Source organism: Paenibacillus hunanensis, from assembly GCF_014645615.1.
GTDB lineage: Bacteria > Bacillota > Bacilli > Paenibacillales > Paenibacillaceae > Saccharibacillus > Saccharibacillus hunanensis.
This window is the reverse complement of the sequence record NZ_BMMB01000003.1, coordinates 381433-406774: the sequence shown is the minus strand read 5'-3', so window position 1 is coordinate 406774 and position 25342 is coordinate 381433. Positions and strand designations below refer to the sequence as shown.

Below are 25342 nucleotides of genomic sequence, written 5' to 3'. Positions count from 1 at the left end.
TCGACCTTTTTATGTTATGCTATTGATATTATGAAGATAACGTTTGCTTACTGCAATTGATTATACCCACTCAGGGAGGCAGCATGAATATTGATCCTAAGGCACCAGCAATCGACTGGGAGTATGTAGTGCAAAATTTAAAATCATCTGTGACCATTGCAGACGCGCGCAAGCCGGACTTCCCGCTTGTATTTGTGAATGGGCATTTTACGGATCTAACTGGCTATACTCGTGAGGAAGCGGTAGGCTATAATTGTCGCTTTTTACAAGGAGAGGACACAAGTCCAGAGACGGTTCAGGCGTTTCGTGATGCACTCGCGAAGCAAGAATCGGTAACGCTTGAAATTCTGAACTATCGTAAGGATGGTTCTCCTTTCTGGAATGAAGTCAATCTAGACCCGATCTTTGACCAAAATGGCGAATGCCATTATTTTGTCGGCATTCAATTTGATATTACGAAACGTAAAGAAGCGGAGCTTCAAGTATTACAGGCAAAGGATGAGGCAGAGAGTGCAAATGTGGCGAAAAGTCGCTTTCTTGCTAATATCAGTCATGAAATCCGTACACCGCTCAACGGGATTATTGGTATGACTGAGCTTATTTTGCTGAATGAAGTTGAAGAAGACCTGCGCGATAATATGAAAATCGTACAAAACAGTGCAGAAACCTTGCTGACACTCATTAACGATATTCTCGATTTTTCCAAAGCGGAAGCAGGCAAAATGAATCTGGAAAGTATCGAGTACAATCTGCATGAGCTGATGGACATGACGATCAAGGCGCATCGTCCACTCACACTGGAGAAGAGGATTGCACTCAATCTGCATATCGATCACAGTGTACCGGAGCGAGTATTCGGCGATCCCCATCGTCTCAAGCAGGTGCTGAACAATCTGATCGGCAATGCGGTGAAATTCACCCGTCATGGCTCGGTTGATGTATCGGTTACTGGCTTTGAGGATAACGGTGAGGAATTGAAGCTACGCTTCCGTGTGAAGGATACCGGTATTGGTATCGCTATAAAAGACCAGGACAAGCTATTCCAGAGCTTCAGTCAGGTTGACGATTCACAGAGTCGTGAGTTTGGCGGTACAGGTCTTGGACTTGTTATCAGTCAGCAGATTGTTGAATTGATGCAGGGAACGATTACGGTAGACAGCGAGCAGGGGAATGGAAGCTCATTCGAATTCACGATTCCTGTGCGCTATCCGGTGATGTCTGATCCACGTAGCGATTCCAGTACGCTTGTGAAAAAGCTATCAGAAACCGTTGCACTTCAGCCCAAAGTGGTGGATGGGCCAGACAAGGAAAGCGCGCGTCTGAGCGTACTGCTGGCAGATGATGATCGCATTAGCTGTCTGATCACATCGCGCATGCTGAACAAGCTGGGCTACTATGTGGATACGGTAGACAATGGTCTGGAGGCAATCCGTTGTCTGGAGCAGGATGATTCTTATGATCTCGTGCTGATGGACATTCAGATGCCAGTGATGGACGGCTTGGAAGCGACTTATGCGATTCGTCACTCCAAAACGATCACCAATAAAGATATCCCGATCATTGCGGTAACTGCCAATGTGTTCAAGGATAATCAGGACCATATTATCGAAGCAGGTATGAATGGAGTGATGTCCAAGCCAGTGCAGATGGAGCGTCTGATGGAGCTTGGACAGCGCCTGGAAAAACAAAAGCGTTTATAAATAAATGGAAATCACTGAAATGAAAAAAGGCTGTAGACTTGTCATGAAGGATGACGAGCCTACAGCCTTTTTGTATGTTGATGCTAGAATGTATGGTATAAAATAGTGCATGAATGATGAAGTGCTGTACAGCTAAAATGGCTGAATAATCGTACTGAATTATGATATCGAGTAGAGCAGAACAGAGTAGGATACCATGAAGTTAGATGCATTCGCATCGCATGATCATACAACTACTCGACGGATCATGGTGCTAGGATGTGACAGGATGTTTACCCCTATCAGCTAGCGCGAAAAGGCTATTAATCCTCCAGTGTAGACAGATCGCCTGTTGGCAGCTCCAGCTCCCAGGCTTTGAGTACACGGCGCATAATTTTACCACTGCGCGTCTTCGGTAGCTTATCTTTAAATTCAATCTCACGCGGTGCAGCGTGAGCAGAGAGCCCTTCTTTGACAAAGCGAGTGATATCCTGCTTCAGCTCATCAGATGGCTCGTAGCCTTCGCGCAGGGAGATGAACGCTTTGATCACTTCACCACGTACGGGATCAGGCTTACCGATAACGCCTGCTTCTGCTACGGCTGGATGCTCGACAAGCTTGCTCTCCACCTCAAAAGGGCCAACACGCTCGCCCGAGGTATTGATCACGTCATCAATCCGACCCTGGAACCAGAAATAACCATCCTCATCCATATAAGCCGAATCACCGGAAATATACCAGCCGTCAATGCGCATATATTCCTCGAACTTTGCCGGGTTGTTCCAAATTTTGCGCATGATGGACGGCCACGGTGTTTTGATCGCCAGATTACCCATCCGCAGTGGCGGTAGCACATTACCCTGATCATCCAGAATCGCTGCCTCGATGCCTGGCAGTGGGCGTCCCATCGAGCCTGGACGAATATCCATGCGTGGATAGTTACAGATCAGCTGTGCACCCGTCTCGGTCATCCACCATGTATCATGAATACGCTGCTTGTACACACGATAGCCCCAGCGAATAACCTCAGGGTTAAGTGGTTCACCAACACTAAGTACATGGCGTAAGGAGGAAAGATCATATTGCTGTACAGCCTCATCGCCTGCACCCATCAGCATCCGGAAGGCAGTTGGAGCGCTATACCACACAGTTACCTTATAGCGCTGGATTGTTTCATACCAATCCTGTGGGCTAAAGCGTCCACCTCGAATTACATTCGTCGCACCATTGAGCCACGGAGCGAAAATACCATATGATGTACCCGTTACCCAGCCCGGATCGGCTGTGCACCAGTAGATATCGTCCGGCTGTAGATCAAGCACAATACGACCAGTATATTCATGCTGTACCATTGCACGATGTACATGATATACACCCTTTGGCTTGCCTGTCGAGCCAGATGTATAGTGGAGGATCAATCCATCCTCACCATCTACCCATTCGATATCCGCTTCATCGGACGCTTCTGCCATCGCATTGCCCAGATGAATATGATGCTCTGCCAGCTCGGCTTCATCGCCATAGACGATAATATGCTTGAGCTCAGGTAGCTCAGCCTCTGGCACACGTCCAACCAGCTTGGGCGTCGTTACAATCGCGACAGCCCCGCTATCCTGTAAGCGATCACGTACCGCTGTTTCCATAAAGGCTTCAAATAACGGCCCTGCAATCGCACCAATTTTAATAATGCCCAGCAGGATAAAATATAGCTCAGGTGTACGCGGCATAAAAATAAACACACGATCTCCTTTGCCAATGCCCAGCTTGCGTAGCATATTGGCAGCCTTATTCGATTCGCGGCGTAGCTGCTCAAATGTATAACTTTCATCACGCACCGGATCGCTGTAGTGAAGGGCGATTTTGTCCTTTAACTCGGAAGTGGCATGACGATCAATAGCTTCATAAGCGAGATTCACCTTACCGGTTTCGTGCCAGCTAAATCGTTTCTCAACATCAGACCAGTCAAATTCCTTACGGGCTTGCTCATAATCCATCATATTAGCTTGTTTTGCTTCTGCGGCAATGACTTCGATCGTGTCTTTTCCCATAATGACCTCCACATGATTTAAAGTGTCGTAACCACTTCCATATATAGCGCTTACATTTTAAGATACTACCATTTCACAAAATGTTCAAATTCTTTCTGGCGGTTTATCCAAATCTTGTCGTGAAAAAGTGTTGAATTTTGAACTATAAACATACATAATATTACAAAAGTTATTCATATCGCGAAACTTTTTGTGGAAAAGGGCGTTTACACAAACGAAGGTTTGCGAGCGTCCTGCATATCAAGATTGGTCTACCCGACGATTAACGATGGAAAAGCAGCATAGAAAGGATGATTCATCTACAACAGTTCAAGGCAAGTATGCATAATCTAATTTGTAAAGAGGGGTGTATAACGTTATGAGTAGTCAAGCAACTACATTAAAGCCCAGGCAAACGATTGATGAAGTCTCTATTATTCGGGTGATTGCCTGCCTGAGTGTTGTGCTACTGCACTCGATCAAGTTCTCTACAGGAGAGAGTACCGATGGAGCGGTGGAATTTGGATTGTGGTCACTCGCTGGATTACTGTCCTTTGGCACATCGACATTTGTATTCATTTCTGCATTGATTCTGGCATATTCCTATCCGAAAAGTCTACCAAGTGGATTTTATATGAAACGGATTCGCTTCTTGCTCATTCCGTTTGCCTGCATGGCGTTCTTTTATGCGATCATATCGGGCTTGACCAAGGATTGGTCGATTCCGAAGCTGGTCGTATATAATCTGCTTGGTGCATACCATGGCTGGTTTGTACTCGTTATTTTCCAATTTTATGTACTGCATCAGCTATATGCGAGATACATTGATCGGTTCCGACCTTCTGTTGTGCTGAGTGTATCCTTTGTAATTACGGTAGTGTATCTTGGATTCTTCAATCTGGTGCCGCCACCGGATGGTCAGCTGGCAGCGTACATATGGGAACGCGGATACTGGATGCCGTTCACTGGCTGGCTGTTTTACTTCTCACTAGCTTATTATTGTGGACGTAATTATCAGCGTTTCCTGCGTGGGCTGGAGCGTTACAAGTGGTGGATCGTTGCTGCACTACCGTTAACCGCTGGCTTGATCGTGTACAATAATGCATATTCGAGCTTTGGGTTTGGCTCCAAGCGTGTCGATATGATTGGATTTACCGTTGTAATGATTTTACTGCTGTTCTTGCTATTCCGCGGTGTGAAGCGTATTCCGCCGCTCGTTACCTTGATCAGTCAATATTCGTTTGGTATTTATCTGGTGCACTGGTTTTTCCTTGATATGATGGATCGCGCTGTGGAGCGATTCGGAATCCAGCTTGGCTATTTGGAAATTCCGCTACTTTTTGTGGCAGGGATTGCATGCTGTATAGTGACGATCTGGGTGTTTAATCATGTAGTGCCATTTGGACAGTATGTTGTAGGACGGATTAATACCGGGCGTTCTACACGTGCTCAGGGTCAAGGAGCTAGTCGTCGAACTGGAACGGCGGCTGCGGAGAATTGATTGCTTAGAAGCATAGCTGGTATGGAAATCTGATCTGAAAATACAACTATTGCGTGCATAGATTGTATAAATGGATTCCACATAGTAGGAACAGTAGGACATAATACGATTTAAGGTTCAGATGATAATGCTGATCCTATATCGTCTGAGCGGTTCTTATATCGCCCCATACCATTGAAAAGCCTCCGCAATGCCACTCGATTCATGCGAGTTGAGCGTTGCGGAGGCTTTTTTTGTTGAGGCTTTATCGACATTATAGTGAACGTTGTAGTGTATGATACATACGTTTTTGAGCTACATGCAAATTCTGTAAAATCGGCTATAATCAAATCAGGCACCTTGCCGCAAGCGTTATCACAACGTTCAGGAAAGGAACCCGTATGGAACATATCAAGATCAAGCAAATGGAGATACTTCATCGTCCCGATGGGAAGGGGCAGCTGGTGCTGGAAGGGCCGGTATCGCCTGATCGGGTGTCAGCTTGTCATATGCATCCGCAGTTGGATGCGTTTCGACGTCCAGCAGAGCAGCACGAAGCGCTGATTGAGATTGCGGATCTGCCAGAAGGGCGGATCATCATGGCAACAGATGGAGATCAGATTGTTGGTTATGTGACTTTTCATTATGCAGATGAGTATGAACGCTGGTCAGAAGGCAATATGGACGATTTGATCGAGCTGGGAGCGGTAGAGATTGCCAATGATTACCGTGGATTGGGGCTAGCGAAGAAGCTCATTATGCTCGCCTTTCAGGAGCAGCAGCTGGATAATGTGATTGTATTTACAACGGAATATTACTGGCATTGGGATCTGGAAAGTACAGGTCTGAGTGTATGGGATTACCGCAAAATGATGGAAAAGCTAATGAAAAACGTCGATATGGTCTGGTTTGCGACCGATGATCCGGAAATATGCTCGCATCCGGCGAATTGTCTGATGGTGCGAGTCGGCAGAAAGGTGCCACAATCATCGGTAGAGGCATTTGACCGATTACGTTTTCGACAACGATTCATGTATTGATTCATAGGGAAAAGGAGGCAATGGATACGATGCTGCAAGCAGCTTATGTGTATCATCCGGACAGTCTCAATTATGTATTTCGCCGGGATCATCCGTTTGATCAGCGCCGCCTGGTGATGACGATGGAGCTGCTAGAGCAGGTGCAGGCTTTACCTGAAAATGTGATTCATATTCCATCTCAGCCGCTGAATGAACAGCTATTACAGCGTGTGCATATCCCTGAATATATCGAGACAGTCAAGCAGCTCAGTCTGGCCTCGCCCGCTGAGCCATATCTGAGTCAGGCAGGGCAATATGGACTGGATTATGATGAGACGCCGTTTTTTAAAGGCATGCATCAGAGTGCAGCTGCCATTGCCGCCGGCTCAGTCTATGCGGCTGAACTGGTCATGAGCGGTAAGGCAGAGCATGCACTGCATCTGGGTGGTGGGCTGCATCATGCGTTGCCGCAGAAGGGGGCAGGCTTTTGCATTTATAATGATGCCTCGATTGCAATTCGTCATATTCGGGATCATTATGGGGCAAGGGTGCTCTATATCGATACGGATGTACATCATGGCGATGGGGTGGAGCTGAGCTTTTATACGGATCCAGAAGTATTTACGTATTCAATTCATGAGACTGGGAAGTTTCTATTTCCAGGCACAGGACGCGTAGAGGAACGGGGTGCAGGGGAGGGCTTTGGCTGTACGATCAATGTGCCAGTAGAGCCTTATACAGAGGATGATTCCTGGCTGGAATGCTTTAGCACGGTGCTACAGCAGGTGCTCGAATGCGCGAGACCAGATGTGATTGTGAGTCAGCATGGGTGTGATGCTCATGCGCTAGATCCACTCTCTCATATTCATTGCTCGATGCGCATTTATCGGGAGATGCCGAAGCTGATCCATCAGGCAGCACATGATTTTTGTAATGGGCGCTGGGTAGCATTGGGTGGAGGAGGCTATGATATATGGCGGGTTGTACCGCGGGCATGGTCATTACTATGGCTGGAGATGAGTCAGCATGCCATTCTTTCCGAGATTGATCGTCATCCACTACTCGCCTTGCCTCCAGCATGGCTGGCACGCTGGCAACAGGAGAGCCCTGTGCCGCTACCAGACACTTGGCTTGATGATGTGAGTCGCTGGGAGCCGATGCCACGCCGCAGTGAGATTACAGAGCGGAATCGTCATATTTGTGAGCTAGCTGCGTCTTATTTGAAATAGACAAGGAAGTGAGCGATAGGAATAGCATTTATCCTTTCCGTCTATTTACAGCAATGAAAGCGGTAACTCAATAAAAAAGCTTGCAAAAAGTGACATTACATCCATAATCGGGTATATAAGCAATGCCGGAGCAGACAGGGACAGGTTTGTATTTTGTGCAAAATCATTCAGATTGTTAGGCACTTCCAGAAGGGAATTGCCATCCCTGTGTCGAATTGGAACTATAGCAGGTTTATAGCGAACAGCATGCAGGAGCAGGGGACAGTTGCCTTGCTGTAGTATAGCTGAACGCTGCGAAAGTGTGAAAGGATGAGTGATCTATGTGTTATCTCCTGCTGCCGGCGGACATTTATCCAGACCGCTATTGGTTCAAGTACAATTTTAATGAATCGCCAGACCATCTTAGCTTTAAGAAGGGTACTCCGCAGCGCGATTGGGCCAAAACACCTCGCTTTCATTTGCAAGGGGAGATTGATCTGGATCGGCTGCTGCTATTTGACTGGTTTATGACAGATGGGCCTGATCTGATCGGGCCGAGGTTATCTGCACTTATTCGCCAGTATGCACCAAAGGATGTACAACTGATCGATGCCGAGGTGCTGGTCAATGGTGAGCCGCTACGAGGCTTCCAGGTGCCGAATATTACCACGGTGATCAATTGTCTGGATATGGAGGAGTCGGTGTATGTGCCGCTATTACCTGGCGTGCATGGTAGTCCGCCTCATTTCATATCGACCATTTTCCGTCCGAATGCTTTGGATGGACATGGACTTGTACGATCCAACGAGGACATTAGCCTTATTGTCGCATCTGCTGAATTTGCAGAAGCGTGCCGGGCACAAAATATCACCGGCATTCGTTTTCAAGAAAATCTATAACATGAACAGTCGGTGGACGGTACAGACGCCTATATGGCCGATGCGCATGGGGAAAGTCTCCGCTTGATCAGTGCAAGCATGGTTTCAAGCATAGTTCTATTTTTAGTCTCTCAACGTTATTAGAGTTCGCGTAGTGCATGTTCAACTTACACGAAGGAGGCTTTTCCATGAGTAAAAAAGAAGTCGTTGCTATGCTGCTTGCCGGAGGACAGGGCAAGCGTTTGAAAGATTTGACCCGAGCACTGGCAAAGCCCGCCGTCTTCTTTGGCGGCACATATCGTATTATTGATTTTCCGCTTAGCAATTGCGCCAACTCGCGCATCGACACTGTAGGCGTTCTGACACAGTATGAACCGACCGTCTTGCACGCATACATAGGCGTGGGCAATGATTGGGACATGGACCGTAAAAATGGCGGTGTATTCGTCCTGCCTCCACATGAACGCCAGGAAGGAAGCAGCTGGTATCAAGGTACCGCGGATGCCATCTATCGCAACCTCAAGTTTATCGAAAGCTTTGACCCCGAGCATGTACTCATCCTCTCCGGTGACCACATTTATAAAATGGACTATCAAAAAATGGTCGATTACCACAAAGAAAAAAATGCCGATTGCACCATCTCCGTTGTGAACGTCACACTGGAGGAAGCGAGCCGCTTCGGCATGTTGAATACCGATGATAACCTGAAAATTTATGAGTTTGACGAGAAGCCAGCGCAGCCGAAAAGCACGCTTGCTTCGATGGGCGTCTACCTGTTCAAATGGGATGTACTCAAATCCTATCTGATCAAGGATGAAGACAATCCAGCATCGTCTTATGACTTTGGTAAAGACCTGATTCCACTGTTGCTCAATGATGATAAAGTGCTGTACGCCTATCCATTTGAAGGGTACTGGCGCGATGTGGGTACGATTCAAAGTCTATGGGAAGCGAACATGGATATGTTATCGGAAGACCCGCTGCTCGATCTGAATGATCCAAGCTGGCGCATCTTCACCCGTAGCCCGAATCAGCCCGCAGCTTATATTGCACCATCTGCCATCGTGCAGAATAGTATTGTGAACGAAGGCTGCATGGTGCATGGGAAAGTCGATCATTCGGTGCTCTTCTTCAATGTTGAGGTCGGCGAAGGCAGTGAGATTACCGATTCGGTCATCATGCCGGGCGCCAAAATCGGCAAAAATGTACGTATCCATCGTGCGATTGTTAATGAAGGTATGGTTATTGAAGATGGTGCCCAGATTGGTGTTGGACATACCGAAAAAGATGAGATCATGCTCGTAACGAGCGAATCATAACATAGGGACGGTGACAGGAATGAAAGGATTTGTAGGTGTAATCAATCTCGATCATGAACTGGATCAACTCAAGGAATTGACCTATTTTCGTTGCGGCGCAGCCGTCCCTTTTGCCGGTCGCTACCGCTTAATTGACTTTGCTCTGTCCAATATGATGTATGGCGGCGTGGGCGATATCGCTCTGTTTGTTCGTCGTAAATACCGCTCGCTGATGGATCATCTCGGTGAAGGCCGTCCGTGGGATCTGGATCGTAAGCGTGGTGGATTGTTCATTCTGCCGCCAGACTGGCATGATCCAACCGATACCTCACTCGGTGATCTACAGCATATTCATAACAATATGGACTTTTTCCATCGCAGCACGGGAGATGTGGTCGTGCACACTGGAACACAGCATGTGAACAAGGTCGATTATAAGGATGTATATGCGTATCATCTGGAAAAAGGCGCCGACATTACAGTTGTCTACAAAAAGGTAGATGAGCTGCGTCCAGAGCATGGCGCATGTCGCCGTGTGGAAGTGGATGAGCATGGCTTCGTGACCGATATTCATCAGGATAGAAGCCATACTAACATCTATGTGGAAACCTTCATTATGAGCAAGGAGCTGTATCTGGAGCAGGTAAATTATTGCATCGCTCATGGAAAGAGCTACTTCTTCCGTGATGTGATCCAGAGCAATCCGAACCGTCTGAAAATCGCTGGCTATGAATATAAAGGCTACAATGCAGTCATTAACTCGGTAGAAAGCTACTACCGTAACAGCATGGATCTACTCTGCCCGGACAATTACCAGCAGCTGTTCCGTGAGAATCCAGTCCAGACGAAGATCAAATACGAGGCCCCTGCCAAATATCTGGAAGGCGCGAAAGTCAGTAATTCACTCGTTGCTAACGGCTGTGTACTGGGTGGCGAAGTAGAGAACAGCATCCTGTTCCGCGGAGTCAAGGTGGAAAAAGGCGCTCGTGTCGTCAATTCGATCATTTTACAGAAGTGCACCATTGAAGCCGGAGCGGTGCTGGAAAATGTCATCCTCGATAAGGATGTACAGATTTCCCATAACCGCACGCTGATCGGTGATAACAAGCATCCATACGTTACAGCCAAGAGCACCTCTCTCTAAGTTGATAATCTGACTGCAGGAGGAATAGCCTTTTGTTCACAAATAAAGAAGAATTCAAACAGATTTTTCAAAATAATGTCGTTTCTAAGCTGGGTAAGCCACTGAATGAAGTATCGTCTGAGGATGTGTATACGATCCTCAGTCGTATGATGCGTGAATTCGCTGGTCGCGAATGGGCATCTACGAATCAGGAGCTTCGTCAGGATGCTGAAAAGCAGGTCTACTATTTGTCACTCGAATTCCTGATTGGCCGTCTGCTCGGTAACAACCTGCTCAATATGGGCATGCTGGAAATGGTGAAAAGCGGTCTGGATGATCTGGGTATTTCGCTGGAGGAGATCGAGGAGCAGGAAGCAGATGCTGGGCTTGGTAACGGTGGTCTTGGTCGCCTTGCTGCCTGCTTTCTGGATTCGCTCGCTTCACTCGGCTATGCCGGGCATGGCTGCGGTATTCGTTACCGCTATGGCTTATTTGAGCAAAAAATCGTTGACGGTAACCAGGTGGAGCTACCCGATGATTGGCTTCAAAAGGGCTTTGAATGGGAGGTTCGCCGCGCGGATCGCAAGATTGAGGTTCGCTTTGGTGGCTATGTAGAGACACGTGAAGCGGATGGCGAATTGTACTTCTCACTGCGTGACTATGAAGCCGTCTGGGCGATTCCATATGATGTTCCGGTTATCGGCTATCGTGGCAATCAGCCGGATTATCATGTGAATACGCTCCGTCTGTGGAGTGCAGAGCCTGTGCCTGAAATGGCGAATCGTAATCTTGGCGGTGCGGGTAACTATTATAGCTATCTGAACTATAACCGCTCGGTGGAGTCGATTTCAGAGTTTTTGTATCCCGATGATAGCCATTATGAGGGTCGTCTGCTGCGCTTGAAGCAGCAATATTTCCTTTGCTCAGCAGGTCTGCAAAGTATTCTGCGTACGTATGATAAGCTCAACCTGAGCTATGATCAACTGCCAGATAAGATTGCGATTCACATTAACGATACGCACCCAACGCTTGTTATTCCCGAGCTGATGCGTATTCTGGTTGATGAAAAGGGCTATGGCTGGGATAAAGCATGGAATATCGTCTGCCGCACGGTATCGTATACGAATCATACGATTCTAAGCGAAGCGCTGGAAAAATGGCCTGCGCAAATGATTCGCGATCTGATCCCGCGCGTATATATGGTGATCGACGAGATCAACAAGCGTTTCTGCAAGGTGCTGATGGAGAAATATCCAGACGATCCAGAGCGAGTCGCACATATGGCGATCATTTTCGATGATCAGGTCAAAATGGCGCATCTTGCGATCGCTGGTAGCTACAGCATTAATGGTGTTGCCGCCCTGCATACCGACATTTTGAAGGAACGCGAGATGCGCAACTTCTATGAGTTGTATCCAGAACGGTTCAACAATAAGACGAATGGTATTACACATCGTCGTTGGCTGATGCACGCGAATCCAGAGCTAAACGATCTGATCACGGAATCGATCGGTTCACGCTGGAAGACGCATCCGAAGGAGCTTGTCAGTATTCTGAAATACAGCGAGGATGCTGCATTCCAGAGTAAGATCGCAGCGATCAAGAAGCATAATAAGCAGCGACTTGCGCAGTATATCGAGCAAAAATATGGTACGCCTGTGAATACCGATTCGATCTTTGATGTACAGATCAAGCGTCTGCATGCGTATAAGCGTCAGCTGCTGAACATCCTGCATGTGATGTATCTGTACAATCAGATCAAGTCGATGCCATCACTCAATATGGTGCCTCGTACCTTTATTTTTGGCGCGAAGGCAGCACCGGGCTATTATCTGGCGAAAAATACAATCAAGCTCATCAATCGCGTGGCGAGCGTTGTGAACAACGATCCTGATGTGAAGGATAAGCTGAATGTATTCTTCCTCGAAAATTATTCCGTATCGCTGGCAGAGAAGATTATTCCAGCTGCGGATATTAGTGAGCAAATCTCGACCGCGAGTAAAGAAGCTTCCGGTACAGGCAATATGAAGCTGATGATGAACGGTGCGCTAACGATCGGTACGATGGACGGTGCGAACGTGGAAATGTACGAAATGCTGGGCGACGACAATATGTTCATTTTCGGTCTGAACGCAGACGAGGTAATGGACTATTACCAGCATGGTGGCTATTCTGCTCGTGATGTGTACAACAGTGATCCACGGATCAAGGAAGTCGTGGATCAACTGATTACACCGGGACCATTTGCATCGAATACGTATGAATTTGCATCATTGTATCAGTCGCTGATTGATGGAAATGATGAATATTTCATGCTGAAGGATTTCGATTCGTATGCGGAGTCGCATGTGCAGATCGAAGCAGCCTATCGGAATCAACAAGTATGGCTGAAAAAGTCGATTCACAATATTGCGCATTCCGGCAAGTTTTCCAGTGATCGTACGATTCAGCAGTATGCATCGGAGATTTGGAAGATTCATCCGGTGCAGGGGTAGGTTGAATCGACTGCTTTCGGTTAACGATATGGGTAGTGATGGATGGATTGAAAAGCTGGCATTCTCCTTTGGGAGGGTGCTGGCTTTTTTCTTTTGGTGGGAAGTGGGGGGATTGCATGGAGTTTTTGCTGTAAATTGGTAGGAACTTGTTGATTGGTGGGAATCTGTTGGAGGTGGCTTATTGGAGGTAGTATGAACTTGTTGTGAGGTGAAGTGCAGTTTCTTGCACCATGAAGTGGATGTGAGGGGAATCCACTCCGAAAAGCAATAAGGGCACGGACTCCGGTGGCGTATGGAATCTACGAATGTGGAAATAATGTAGATTCCATACGCCAAAGTCGTCCTTTGCCCTTATTTGCTTTCCTCCGTTCCGTGCCTTCACAGCATATGTGCTGGAGCAGTGCGCGGATGAGGAAGTGTTTGCTTTTGGTTGTTTATTGCCTTTAGGTTATTTTACAACATGTAAAGTGATGGGCTATGTGGCAAATTTGTTGCACACGTCATATGGATTTCAATCCGCGCTCTCGCATGGAGAGCGACTCGCTCAGAAGGGGATGAACTACGACAAGGTGCAGATTTCAATTCACGCTCTCGCACGGAGAGCGACCAGAGATAGCAAATGTAAGATCAAATGGATGATATTTCAATCCACGCTCTCGCATGGAGAGCGACGCGCATATCCAGCTTCGGACTCCTGGATGTAGTAGTATTTCAATCCACACTCTCGCACGGAGAGTGACGAGACAGCACGTAAGATCCGCATTAAGTACAACGGTATTTCAATCCACGCTCTCGCACGGAGAGCGACATTCTTTTAAAGCGATATTGTTCGTTTTCGGATTATTTCAATCCACACTCTCGCACGGAGAGCGACTGTAGGCACTTTGCGCCCTTACAAAACAAGGCATTTCAGGGTCAAAAGTGCGAACCTCTTTTTTAGAGTAGTGGAAACGGAGACAAAATACAACCAAAATGCTGAAAAGCCTTGTGTAGCAAGGGGTGCGAACCTCCCTGGGATTTGATGTGAGCTTGGGGTTCGCACTGGAATGGTGTAATGAAGCAAGTGAAAGATGGGATAATCTAATACTATAGGTGAACGGGTGAAGATTGAATTTGGTATTAGCGATATTGCAGTTTAACATGGTGTAATGCTTTGCACACTATCCTTAATTTATAATAGCCGTAATTGATCTCCAGCTGCTATTCACATCCCTATATTCTTGCCAAAGGTAAATGGCCGCCGCTTGCAGCGGACTTGTATTGCTTAGGTGTCTGGTTCGTATGGGCTTTAAATATTTTCGTAAAATAGCTTTGGTCGTGAAATTGTAGCATGGTAGCGATAGCGGACAGGGAATGAGATGTGCTGGACATCAGGCGTTTGGCTTCCTGAACGCGGTAGTATTGGATAAAGTGAATAGGGGAGCGTCCGGTTTCGTTTTTGAAGCGCCTGGACAGGTAGTCTCCGGTTAAGCCGGTTAGATCAGAGAGGTGCTCCAGCTGGATCGGTTCGTATAAATGATGGAAAATATAGTTACGGCATAGATTGATCTCTCTGGAATAACGTTTTTGCTGGCTTTCCAGCACGCGATCGACAAAATCATTATAGCCACGGCGTAGCGTCGCTTGCACTTCGCCGGGATTTTGACATTCCTCCACGGCTTGAATGTAAAAGTCACTCAGCGTATAGCCAATTTCAGCATTCACGCCGCCATCCAGCGCTGCACGCGTTGCCAGTGTGATCGAGCAGATGGCTAGATTTTTCTCACTGCGTAGCAGACTTTTTTTCGATAATACTCCCAGCTTTTCTGTAGGGAAGCCAAGCTCCCAGCGCACCAGGTCTTCTTTTCTGCCTTCACGGATATATTGCAGGAAAATCCGCTCCATCTCTGGATTACGATGATAGCTAGCTGGTGCGATATACATTTCTTCCTCATAGGGAGAGGACACGATTGCTGCTTGCTCATCCAGTTTAATATGAATATGCAAATTATGCTGAATGACCTCGGCCAGATCAAGTCGCTGCTGGTACAGCATATAATGGATCATCGCTGCCGCATTATAGATGCGTTCCTTGGAAATGAGCGGGATGCTCGCATAAAACTGCCGAATGGCATCCTGCTGTCGAAAAGACAGCTGGTAATCGCGAATGATTCCGCTAATCAGCTCATCCGGTACAATCGCATGAAAAAAAGGCCCGGCAATGAGTGCACCTGCATACCTATCGCCATCCAATAATGGCACCGTCAAATACTGCTCCAGTACATTCGTCGACTGTACGACAGGATAATGACCATTTGTCTGCTGCGCGAGTAGAGCAAGGGTCTGAGCTTTATGATCATACACGGGATTGAATCCACGTAAAGGCTGCTCCTCTAGTAGCTGCCCAGCCGCATCCATCCAATACAGGGTCATTTGAAATTCGGTATACATCATGTGCATGATGAGTTGAATCGAATCAGGCGTAATATTCGGCATACGGATCAGCTCCTTTACGATGTGAAGAGTAATATACTTAAAATATAGGCTGCAATAGACTTGTCTGGAGCTTATCTGTACCATAAATGTAACAAGCATACATTTTATTTGATCGGATGATCATCCGATCAACAGCGATATTCAAACATGGGGGAAGACAAGATGGATTCAGCGAATAATGTACAGCGAAACAAGATACCATTTAACGATAGCTTATTTGAGGTTGATCGTCAGTATGTAGCTACTTTATTAAAAGCTTTACATACAGAGCAAGAAGATGCGATTGCAGAGCAGCTGGTAGGTGCAGATTATGCACTTTATCTACTATTAGCTGTAGAAGCTGCACAGCAGCGAGCAAATTCATTGGTTGATATAGCGGCATGCTTTTTACCTCCATTACATATTGATCTGGCGCTCTGTTCCATTGATTGTAAAGAAAAACATTTTTCGGATGGTACTAAACTGCTCGTATTCTGGTTTTATGAAGCAAGCGACCCTAATAATTGGATGGAAGGATTCGGCGAGCAGTTTTTTGATTTTACAGTGGAGATCGATTTGGATCAACTGAGTATTTATAGTGTAAGTGGACCAAGTCGGTAGCTATTGCATTTAGTATGCCGGCATTCTATTGTTCATTCATTGGAATAGATCGCTCGGCTGGCTAGCCTACGGTTCATGCCTGGAGCTGACTATACTTATTTGGACTTTGTCGATGAGTATGCTGTTCGGATTTCTACAATCCATTCTATACATTGATATACCAGTGCCATACCTAATGCGACCTCAATTCCTTGTATTGTCACACCCGGTAGTAGGTCTACAATGATGGATATGAATAACGTATTCATCACAATGGTTACGAGATAGCCAATCCATTTGGAAATCGGATGGCGAAGGGCTAGCGCTAGCAGGGATTTGGCAATCGGAATAATAACCAGTTCGCCTACAGAAAGTAGGATCAATAATGCGATCACAAATACGACGGTATCCCACTTACTGGAGAATTGAATAAATGGCGCAAAGGACACCATGTCCATGAACAAATATCCTATTATGATCACGCCTACTAACACAGCGGTTATAACAAGAGACAACATCGCCATGACAAATAAGTTCATGCCTACCGACATATGTTCATCTTCTTTATCACGCAAACGAAAAAATATCGGAATCATGAGTAGGTATACGATTGCAAAGATAATTATGCCCAATCTGATCAAATCCATATTATTCATTTCCTTTACTTTTTAATATGAGTCTACACTTGCGACATAGACATAGACATAGACATAGACATAGACATAGACATAGACATAGACATATATACCGGAACTGACGCCGGCATCCCAACTCAAACTCCTATGTACCATCCAGAATAGAACGAAGCTTACTCACAAAAGATATTCCGTTATTTTACCAAAAATTAAAGAATAAAACCATAAATCAACTACGTAAACGCCTACATTAGTAGTATACAACTCACACCAATCCGCCAACTACCTTCTACACCCCAAATAGATACACCAGCGGATTGCGTATCCTATTATACGAAATGAGGTCTTTTACATGTCCAATATTCACCATCCAGATACAGACACACTGGCTGCACTCGTTGCACCCTATCGCAAAACAGGCGTGACCAAACGAAACGAGGAAAACATTCGTCAATCTGTCGAGGAGCTACTCACACAGATGACACTGGAGGAAAAGATCGGGCAGATGAGTCAATGCGCCGATTCTGAGTTTTCCTTTGGTGCAGATATTGAAGCAGGGCCAACCGAGGTGCTTGTACGTGAAGGACGTGTGGGCTCCATTCTAGGTGCCTTTAATAGCCATCGTACATTTGATTTGCAAAAGCTAGCGGTGGAGCAGTCTCGTCTCGGTATTCCATTATTTTTCAACGCTGATGTGATCCACGGCTACCAGACGATTTTCCCGATTCCGCTCGGCTGGGCGAGTAGCTGGAATATCGAGCAGATTCGTGAAGCCTGCGTGATCGCGGCTCGTGAAGCGACCGCTTCCGGTATCACGTACAATCACGGGCCAATGGTTGATATTAGCCGTGATGCACGCTGGGGACGGGTGATGGAAGGGGCAGGGGAAGATCCATATCTCGGCTCACTCATTGCTAGAGCACAGGTGGAAGGCTTCCAGGGAGATAGTCTATTTAGTGAAGAAACATTGATCGCCTGCTTGAAGCATTTTGTCGCTTACGGCGCATCCGAAGCAGGGCGCGACTACAATACTGTTGATATTTCCGAGTGGATGCTGCGCAATATTTATTTGCCACCGTTCCAGGCAGGACTGGAAGCAGGTTCAGCTTCGGTCATGAACGCATTTAACTTCTATAATGGTGTTCCTATTGCGGGCAATCGCTTTATTCTTAATGATCTGCTGCGTAAGGAGCTTGGATTCGATGGTATGCTGATCTCCGACTACGGCGCGATCGATGAAATCTATGTGCACGGTGCCGCTCGTGACCGCAAGGAAGCAGCTCGCCTGTCACTTGATGCCAGCATGGATATCGAGATGGTCACACAGCTGTACGAGCAGCATCTGCCAGCACTTGTTACAGAGGGAAAAATACAGATCGAGCAGATTGATGCGGCTGTGCGTCGTATTTTGACTTATAAATATGAGATCGGTCTGATGGACGATCCATTCCGCTATATTCGTCCTGAAAAAGAAGCAGAATATCACTTCAATGCCGAGCATCTACAGGCAAGTCTGGAGCTGGCGCGTCGCTCGATCGTACTATTGAAAAATGAACGTCGTATTTTGCCACTTCCACAGGAAGGCTTGCTACAGGGCGATATGACACTGGCGCTGATCGGTCCTTTTGCGGATAGCAAAGACCTGCTTGGCGCATGGCAATTCTCCCGTTACAAAGAAGAAACGGTTACACTGCGCGAGGGCTTACAGGCGAAAGGCATTGCTGACGCGACACTACTGTATGCGCAGGGTAGCGGAGTGAATGAAGCGATCGCTGGCGGTATTGAGCAAGCGGTAAAAACAGCGCGTGAAGCCGATGTGATCGTGCTTGCGCTTGGCGAGGATAGCGAAATGTCCGGTGAAGCCGCTTCACGTATGGACATTAGCATTCCTGCACCGCAGCAGCGTCTGGCAGAGGAACTTGTCAAATTAGGCAAGCCGATCGTGCTCGTGCTGATTAACGGGCGTCCACTTGTACTGGATTGGTATGAGCAGCATGTGGATGCGATTGTAGAAACATGGTTCCTCGGTTCACAGGCAGGGCACGCGATTGCTGATGTACTGCTGGGTGACTATAATCCATCCGGTAAGCTGACCATGAGCTTTCCGAAGCATCTAGGTCAGATACCGATTTATTACAATCGCTTTAACACCGGTCGTCCGGTGACAGAGGAGAATCGTGACGAGAAATACATCTCCAAATATCTCGATGGCCCGAATGATCCGCTGTATCCATTCGGCTACGGTCTGAGCTATGCGCATTTTACGTATTCCGCGCTCAAGCTGGATCGTGACATTATTAAGCAGGGCGAATCAATTACCGTACGTGCAACAGTAACGAATACCGGCAATATGGCAGGCGAAGAAACCGTACAAATGTACATTCAAGACCTGTATGGCAGCACAGTTCGTCCAGTCAAGGAGCTGAAGGGCTTCCGCAAAGTCCATTTACAACCGGGACAAAGCACAGGTGTCGAATTTACGATTACCGAGCAGGATTTGAAGTTCTGTAATGCTGCTCTGGAATGGGTTGCCGAGCCAGGCGAATTCAAAGTATTTGTCGGTACGAGCTCGGTAGATGTACTGGAGCGTACATTTGAGTTGATCTAAGTAAAAGGTACACTTGCAACATTTGCAGGATACAGTGAATCATCTGGAAAATGATGGTATACTAGACGGCAAGCATCATGCTGCCACTTCGAAGTAATCGTTGTCGCTTTGATATCGCTGTATACTTCAAAGACGGAGGTGCCGATTTTTGCAGAAAAGCTCGAAAAAGCGAAGTTTTTATCTCATTGCTGGCTTTGTATTTTTGTTACTGTTTGCGATATGGTTAACGCTCGTTATTACCGTTCGTGCATTATCCAGCGCTGCATAAGCAGCCAATCTGTGCGCCCTAATCAGGATGGAATTATCCATTTCAATCCGTCTTAGGGCGCATAAATACTTTACAGTGGAAAAGGCTTTCAAAAAACGGTTGTCATTTTATGTCGGCTATGTTAGTATAGCTGTATCGAAACCAAAACACGGATTGTTACTGAGAGATCAGGCAAAACCGAAACTGACAGGTATTGTCATTTTTGGTTTTGCCTTTTTGAGCATCATATAAAAAGGTGATGAATATGAGAATATCGCAGGTTCTGAATAATAATGTCGTCACCGTTATCGATTCTGGCAAACAGGAACTGGTCGTGATGGGCAGAGGGATTGGCTTTAAAAAGCATCCGGATGACCTGATCGATGAAGCGAAGATCGAAAAGGTATTCAAGCTGGAGAGCAAGGAAATCTCTGACAAGCTTACCGCGCTATTGTCGGATATTCCGATTGAATACATGGAATGCTCGGATGAAATTATCCGTTATGCGCAGACGGTGCTGGGCAGCCAGCTTCATGATAGCATCTACATTTCGCTTACCGACCATATTCACTTTGCAATTGAGCGGCATCGGCAGGGGTTGGAAATTAAGAACGCCCTTTTATGGGAAATCAAGAAGCTGTATCGCAAAGAGTACTATATTGGACTCAAGGCGCTGCAAATGATCGAGGATAAGCTCGGTGTTGCATTGCCTGAAGATGAAGGCGGCTTCATTGCACTGCATTTTGTCAATTCCCAGTTGAATGGACAGATGAGCGAGACAGTCAGCATGACGAATATCGTCAAGGATGTGCTACGTATTGTCACTCGCCATTATGTGATTGAGCTGGATGAGGAATCGCTGAATTATTTCCGCTTCCTCACTCATTTAAAGTTTTTTGCTCAGCGTGTCGTTAGTGGCGCAGCGAGCGAGCAGGGAGATAGTCCACTGCATGATATGGTCAAAAACCAGTATCCGCAAGCATATGCATGCGCACTGAAAATTCAGGACTATACACGTAAGATTCATCAGCGTGACCTTTCCAATGAAGAATTGTTATATTTGACGATTCATATTGAACGGGTCACGAAAAAGGAAAATGCCGATCAAACGGAGGCATAACCGTATACGGACAAAGGGATTGTTACTTTGGGTAGGCAAAACCTAAATGTCGAAGAATGAATTATCAGAACGTCTAATCATAAACGATCAGCGTCTGTACCTCATTCTCCACATTTAGGTTTTTTTATTTGCCTGAAAGGCTAAAATACGCTATCAGACTATAAGACGACGCGATCTAGCAAGCGCTCCCATTTCTTCAGGAGCCCATCCAGTTAGCTATGCGGTAGCCAGCAAACAAGCAACATGTAAAGTAAACAGCACAAAAACCATATCGAATGAACGATAGGAAATAAAGGAGTGTTTAACGTGGATAAAGCGAAGGTAGCACAGGACGTACTGACACTGGTCGGTGGCGAAGAAAATATTGATCAGGTGACGCATTGTATGACACGCTTGCGTTTCAACCTACATGATGATAACAAAGCGAATAAAGCCCAGCTGGAGAAAACACCGGGCGTGATGGGTGTAATGAAAAATGGAGGGCAGTTCCAGGTTATTATCGGGAACGAGGTAGCTGGCGTCTATAAAGAACTGGCTGGATCGATGAAAGGTGGCGGAGCCAAGCCTGCTGCTTCCACAGGTGAAGGCACAGCGAAGAAGCGTAATCCGATCAGCTCGCTGTTCGATTTTATCTCCGGTATGTTCACACCGATCCTGCCTGCGATTACAGGCGCAGGGATGATCAAAGGGATTGTGGCGATTTTGGTCGCGCTTGGCTGGATGTCGAACACAAGCTCTACGTATATCATTTTATCCGCTATTGGTGACGGCGCATTCTACTTCCTGCCCATCATTCTGGCGATTAGCGCTGCACGTAAGCTGGGTAGCAATATGTATATCGGTGCAGCGCTCGGCGCAGCGATTATGCATCCTACGATTACTGCGTTGTTGTCCTCAGGACAGCCGGTTACATTTGCTAGCATTCCGGTTGTAGCGGCAACGTACTCGTCAACGGTTATTCCAATCGTTATCGCCATCTGGATTGCTTCGTATGTAGAAAAAGCAGTAGATCGTGTGACACACGCTTCAGTGAAGCTGCTCGTTGTACCGACAGTAACTCTGCTCGTAATGGTTCCACTCACGCTGATCGCGATTGGACCACTGGGTTCAATTATCGGTAGTGGCTTGTCCGGTGGAATCTCATGGCTGTTTGATAATATGTCGATTCTCGCAAGTATTCTGATCGGTGGTACGATGTCACTGCTGATTATTACAGGTATGCACTATGCACTAACTCCAATCGTTATCGGTTCGATTACAGCACTGGGCTATGACTTTATCATTCCACTGATGTTTGCAGCGAACTGGGCGCAAGCGGGTGGTGCGCTCGGTGTAGGTCTGCGCGCTAAAAATGGTCAAACCAAGTCGCTCGCATTTTCAACAAGCTTGACTGCCATCATGGGGATTACCGAGCCAGCGATGTATGGTGTAAATATGAAATTCAAAAAGCCATTTATCGCAGCATTGTCCGGTGGTGCCATCGGTGGTGCATTCATGGGTATTTTCCACGTCAAGGCATATGTGATTACAGGTCTGGTAGGCTTGCCAAGTGTTGCTGCCTTTATTAGCCCATCGATCAGCACATTGATCTATGCCTTACTGGGTGGTCTGATCGCATTTGTAGCGGCTACGATTATTACCTTTGTAATGGGGATTCAAGAAAATACAGACGCACCAGCAGAAGCGACAACGGAGCCAGCGGCTTCAAGTGTACCAGCTGCACAGCCAATGGATACAGATGCTGTCGCTGCAACCCTGATTCAGCATGAGAGTGCTGCACGCCAGATGAAAGCGACCGAAGTATATAGCCCGATGACAGGTGAAGTGAAATCGCTGAGTGAAGTACCGGATCCGGCATTTGCCGAAGAAATCATGGGTAAAGGGGTTGCAATTGAACCTACCGAGGGTCGTGTTGTTGCTCCAGTCAATGGAACGGTGTTCTCTGTATCTAAGAGTGGGCATGCGATCGGTCTGGTCAGTGAAGATGGTACCGAAATGCTAATCCACATCGGTATCGATACCGTGAAGCTAAAAGGCAAGCATTTCACTCCACATGCTCGCTCTGGACAGGAAATCCAAAAGGGCGACCTGCTGATGGAATTCGATCTGGAGGCAGTTCGTGCAGAAGGCTACGCAACCATTACGCCAGTCATCGTAACGAATATTAACGATTATAATGAGCTGACACGCTCGGCGGAGAAGCAGGTACAGACAGGAGACTCCTTGTACACGCTGAAATAAAAAATGGCTGATAATAGCTATTACAATAAGCCGCTTCGTACTAAATAAACAACGAATAGACAAACCACGCATATACAAAATATAAAAAGCCAGCCTGTTCTGAATAATCTCTATCGTTAGATTGATCTAACCAGAAGAGAATTCAGCCTATAGGCTGGCTTTGCTATGAATGCAGAAAAGAAGCTATAGGAACGCTTCGTTTATTGGATTGTACTATTTCTACATATCACATATATTCACGCTCTATATGCCAAACAAAGACGCCGACGAACTATACATCATGCGATTGAAAAGCAGGTACGTTTACCTCAAATCGCTATCGGGACATTCTCCGATCAGCATCGGTTGTCCATAAGCACGGGATGAATCGTCTACTCCCTATGAAAAGTGCGGCTTACAGGTCGCCACTAAACAATTTGATAACGACAACGCCGCCCCAGATAATAGCAATGCCAAGTACAGCATAACAGCGGTCTTTTACAGATGGATTCAATGTTCTAGCTCCTTTGTTTTCATGGTTGAGTAGCTCACATAACACTATCACATTGTACCAGAATGCTACAGAGTTTCAAGACAATCAGTATAAAAAGTCGTACATTTCTGGATAGAATTTCTTTTAATGGAATCAGTATAGGAATCGCAGCGCTGCAAAATGCAATCAGGCAGATATGTTTGAGGCTGCCCCTAAACAAATGAGGTCTATTGGTCGATAAAAACTATAGAATATGCATGAATGTGTAAACAGTAGAAACTAATTGAGGAGCTAAACGCTATGAAAATGGAGCTTATTGTTTTTTATGTGGCGAAGCAGCCGTATGCGATCAGCTTTAGCGAAATCGAAGAAATTCAAACCGCTAAAAAAGGCACACCTTTGCCGTTTGCCGATGAATGGCACGAAGGATTAATTACCATCCGTGGCTCCCTGTATCCGCTGGTGAACCTGCGCAAGCTGCTCGGCGTATCATTTGACGGCCCACAGGAAAGCGATAAAATGATCCTGCTCAGCCGCGCACGCGTTGCCCTGCTCGTAGACGAGCTGGATAACACTGCTATCATCGACGAAAGCGAGCTGCGCGAGAATCCGGAAGTCAACAGCCGCGATATTTTGCCAAGAGCATTCGAGCTGAGTGATGGTCGTATCGTGCCGATCGTGAACGTCGAAACTCTGCTTGCGTATACCCGTACTTCTTACGTATAAGCTATAACGAAACACAGCGATAAAACCCATAATCCCCAGCTTGCGAGTAATCGGCCCCATGCTTACTACTCGTAGCTGGGGATTTTTGATGTCTACTTGAGCTGGAGTGAACACCTATCTAATTTAGAGTGAACGCCTATCGAGTGCCATCGATTCAGGTGGCTGAATCCCAGTCCCTTTCTGTATTCCTTTCGCAAAGTGAGAGATGCTTCAACACCCCACCACAAGATATGATAAAATACGTTAAGTACAACAAAGCATTCAAATGAGTACATATTATTGGAGGGAGCGAGACAGATGAAAGTAGAAGATGTATTTGGACAAATACCAGTATTGGAAACGGAGCGGGTGATTTTACGTCCACTTCGAGCAGAAGATCGCGAAGACATGTTTGCTTATGCCTCCGACCCTGAAGTTACGCGTTATGTGAGCTGGTACGCTCATCAAACATTAGAGGATACAGATGAATTTATTAATCATGTGCTCAAAAATTATGCCGAAGGTCAGCTGGCACCTTGGGCGATTGAGGATCGAGAATCTGGCAAAATGATTGGTACAGCAGGTTATTTAGGCTGGAACCTGCGTCATTTTCGCGGCGAGGTAGGCTATGCGCTGGCACGACCATACTGGAATCGTGGCATCGTTACCGAAGCGATGGGGCCTGTAATGCAGTTTGGCTGGGATGAAATGAAGCTAATTCGTATCGAATCGCGCTGTATTCCAGAAAATATCGGTTCTGCTCGTGTGATGGAAAAGCTGGGGATGCAGTACGAAGGCTTGCTCCGTAAGCATCTGTATACAAAGGGAAGCTTCCGCGATGCCAAAATATATGCAGCGATTCGCTCGGTAGAGTAGTTATCCATTGCAGGAATAGGCTATGACGTTGCCCGATGATTGTTGACCATGATTCGTATACGTTTTGAAGCTAATTCAACATTGATCTCAACGTCTATCTAACTAGTCCTACATTTCTCATCAGCTCATCGATATGGAAATGATAGCGAGCGTACGATGCTATCGTTTCCATATCCA

General features: G+C 46.5%; 17 protein-coding genes. 14 read left to right on the top strand and 3 right to left on the bottom strand.

All coding sequences use genetic code 11. The annotated features are described in order from the left end of the window. Positions 1–83 precede the first annotated feature (83 nt). A complete protein-coding gene (locus IEX62_RS07975; RefSeq protein WP_188774897.1) occupies positions 84–1700 on the top strand; it encodes an ATP-binding protein in 1617 nt (538 codons plus the stop codon). Positions 1701–2002: 302 nt separating this feature from the next. Here the strand turns inward: IEX62_RS07975 and acsA are convergent, their stop codons facing one another. Next, positions 2003–3727, bottom strand: coding sequence for an acetate--CoA ligase (gene acsA / locus IEX62_RS07970; protein WP_188774896.1), 1725 nt, complete (start codon positions 3725–3727; stop codon positions 2003–2005). 358 nt (positions 3728–4085) lie between these two features. On the opposite strand from acsA, the gene IEX62_RS07965 reads away from it, so the two are divergent. The 7 genes from IEX62_RS07965 to IEX62_RS07935 all read left to right on the top strand — a co-directional run bounded on the left by IEX62_RS07965 (position 4086) and on the right by IEX62_RS07935 (position 13207). Continuing rightward, positions 4086–5207, top strand: a complete 1122-nt coding sequence (locus IEX62_RS07965) for an acyltransferase family protein (protein WP_188774895.1) — start codon at positions 4086–4088, stop codon at positions 5205–5207. 380 nt (positions 5208–5587) lie between these two features. Next, entirely contained in the window at positions 5588–6226 is a 639-nt protein-coding gene (locus IEX62_RS07960) for a GNAT family N-acetyltransferase (protein ID WP_188774894.1), read from the top strand. A gap of 29 nt (positions 6227–6255) precedes the next feature. Further along, positions 6256–7434, top strand: coding sequence for an acetoin utilization protein AcuC (locus IEX62_RS07955; protein WP_188774893.1), 1179 nt, complete (start codon positions 6256–6258; stop codon positions 7432–7434). Positions 7435–7754: 320 nt separating this feature from the next. Further along, positions 7755–8312 carry an imm11 family protein gene (locus IEX62_RS07950; protein ID WP_188774892.1) on the top strand — a complete coding sequence of 186 codons (558 nt, stop codon included), beginning with the start codon at positions 7755–7757 and terminating at the stop codon, positions 8310–8312. Positions 8313–8479: 167 nt separating this feature from the next. Continuing rightward, a complete protein-coding gene (locus IEX62_RS07945) occupies positions 8480–9610 on the top strand; it encodes a glucose-1-phosphate adenylyltransferase (RefSeq protein ID WP_188774891.1) in 1131 nt (376 codons plus the stop codon). Between the two features lie 19 nt (positions 9611–9629). Then, entirely contained in the window at positions 9630–10733 is a 1104-nt protein-coding gene (gene glgD, locus IEX62_RS07940; RefSeq protein ID WP_188774890.1) for a glucose-1-phosphate adenylyltransferase subunit GlgD, read from the top strand. 32 nt (positions 10734–10765) lie between these two features. Continuing rightward, the gene (locus IEX62_RS07935; RefSeq protein WP_188774889.1) at positions 10766–13207 is read left to right on the top strand and encodes a glycogen/starch/alpha-glucan phosphorylase; all 2442 of its coding nucleotides are present in this window, start codon (positions 10766–10768) and stop codon (positions 13205–13207) included. Between the two features lie 1212 nt (positions 13208–14419). Here the strand turns inward: IEX62_RS07935 and IEX62_RS07930 are convergent. Continuing rightward, positions 14420–15682 (bottom strand): helix-turn-helix domain-containing protein, encoded by a 1263-nt coding sequence (locus tag IEX62_RS07930; protein WP_188774888.1) that lies wholly within the window; start codon positions 15680–15682, stop codon positions 14420–14422. Between the two features lie 162 nt (positions 15683–15844). On the opposite strand from IEX62_RS07930, the gene IEX62_RS07925 reads away from it, so the two are divergent. Further along, the gene (locus IEX62_RS07925; RefSeq protein ID WP_188774887.1) at positions 15845–16282 is read left to right on the top strand and encodes a hypothetical protein; all 438 of its coding nucleotides are present in this window, start codon (positions 15845–15847) and stop codon (positions 16280–16282) included. Positions 16283–16377: 95 nt separating this feature from the next. On the opposite strand, the gene IEX62_RS07920 is transcribed toward IEX62_RS07925, so the two are convergent. Then, positions 16378–16719 carry a hypothetical protein gene (locus IEX62_RS07920; protein WP_188774886.1) on the bottom strand — a complete coding sequence of 114 codons (342 nt, stop codon included), beginning with the start codon at positions 16717–16719 and terminating at the stop codon, positions 16378–16380. A 529-nt stretch (positions 16720–17248) separates the two neighbouring features. Here IEX62_RS07920 and bglX point away from each other — a divergent pair. From bglX to IEX62_RS07895, 5 genes are all read left to right on the top strand, one after another. Next, entirely contained in the window at positions 17249–19504 is a 2256-nt protein-coding gene (bglX, locus tag IEX62_RS07915; protein ID WP_188774885.1) for a beta-glucosidase BglX, read from the top strand. Between the two features lie 512 nt (positions 19505–20016). Next, positions 20017–20871 carry a BglG family transcription antiterminator LicT gene (gene licT / locus IEX62_RS07910; protein WP_188774884.1) on the top strand — a complete coding sequence of 285 codons (855 nt, stop codon included), beginning with the start codon at positions 20017–20019 and terminating at the stop codon, positions 20869–20871. 306 nt (positions 20872–21177) lie between these two features. Beyond that, positions 21178–23112: a beta-glucoside-specific PTS transporter subunit IIABC gene (locus IEX62_RS07905; protein ID WP_188774883.1), complete on the top strand. Its 1935-nt coding sequence runs from the start codon at positions 21178–21180 to the stop codon at positions 23110–23112. Between the two features lie 772 nt (positions 23113–23884). Continuing rightward, positions 23885–24310: a chemotaxis protein CheW gene (locus IEX62_RS07900; protein WP_188774882.1), complete on the top strand. Its 426-nt coding sequence runs from the start codon at positions 23885–23887 to the stop codon at positions 24308–24310. 297 nt (positions 24311–24607) lie between these two features. Continuing rightward, positions 24608–25165 (top strand): GNAT family N-acetyltransferase, encoded by a 558-nt coding sequence (locus IEX62_RS07895; RefSeq protein ID WP_188774881.1) that lies wholly within the window; start codon positions 24608–24610, stop codon positions 25163–25165. Positions 25166–25342: the final 177 nt, after the last annotated feature.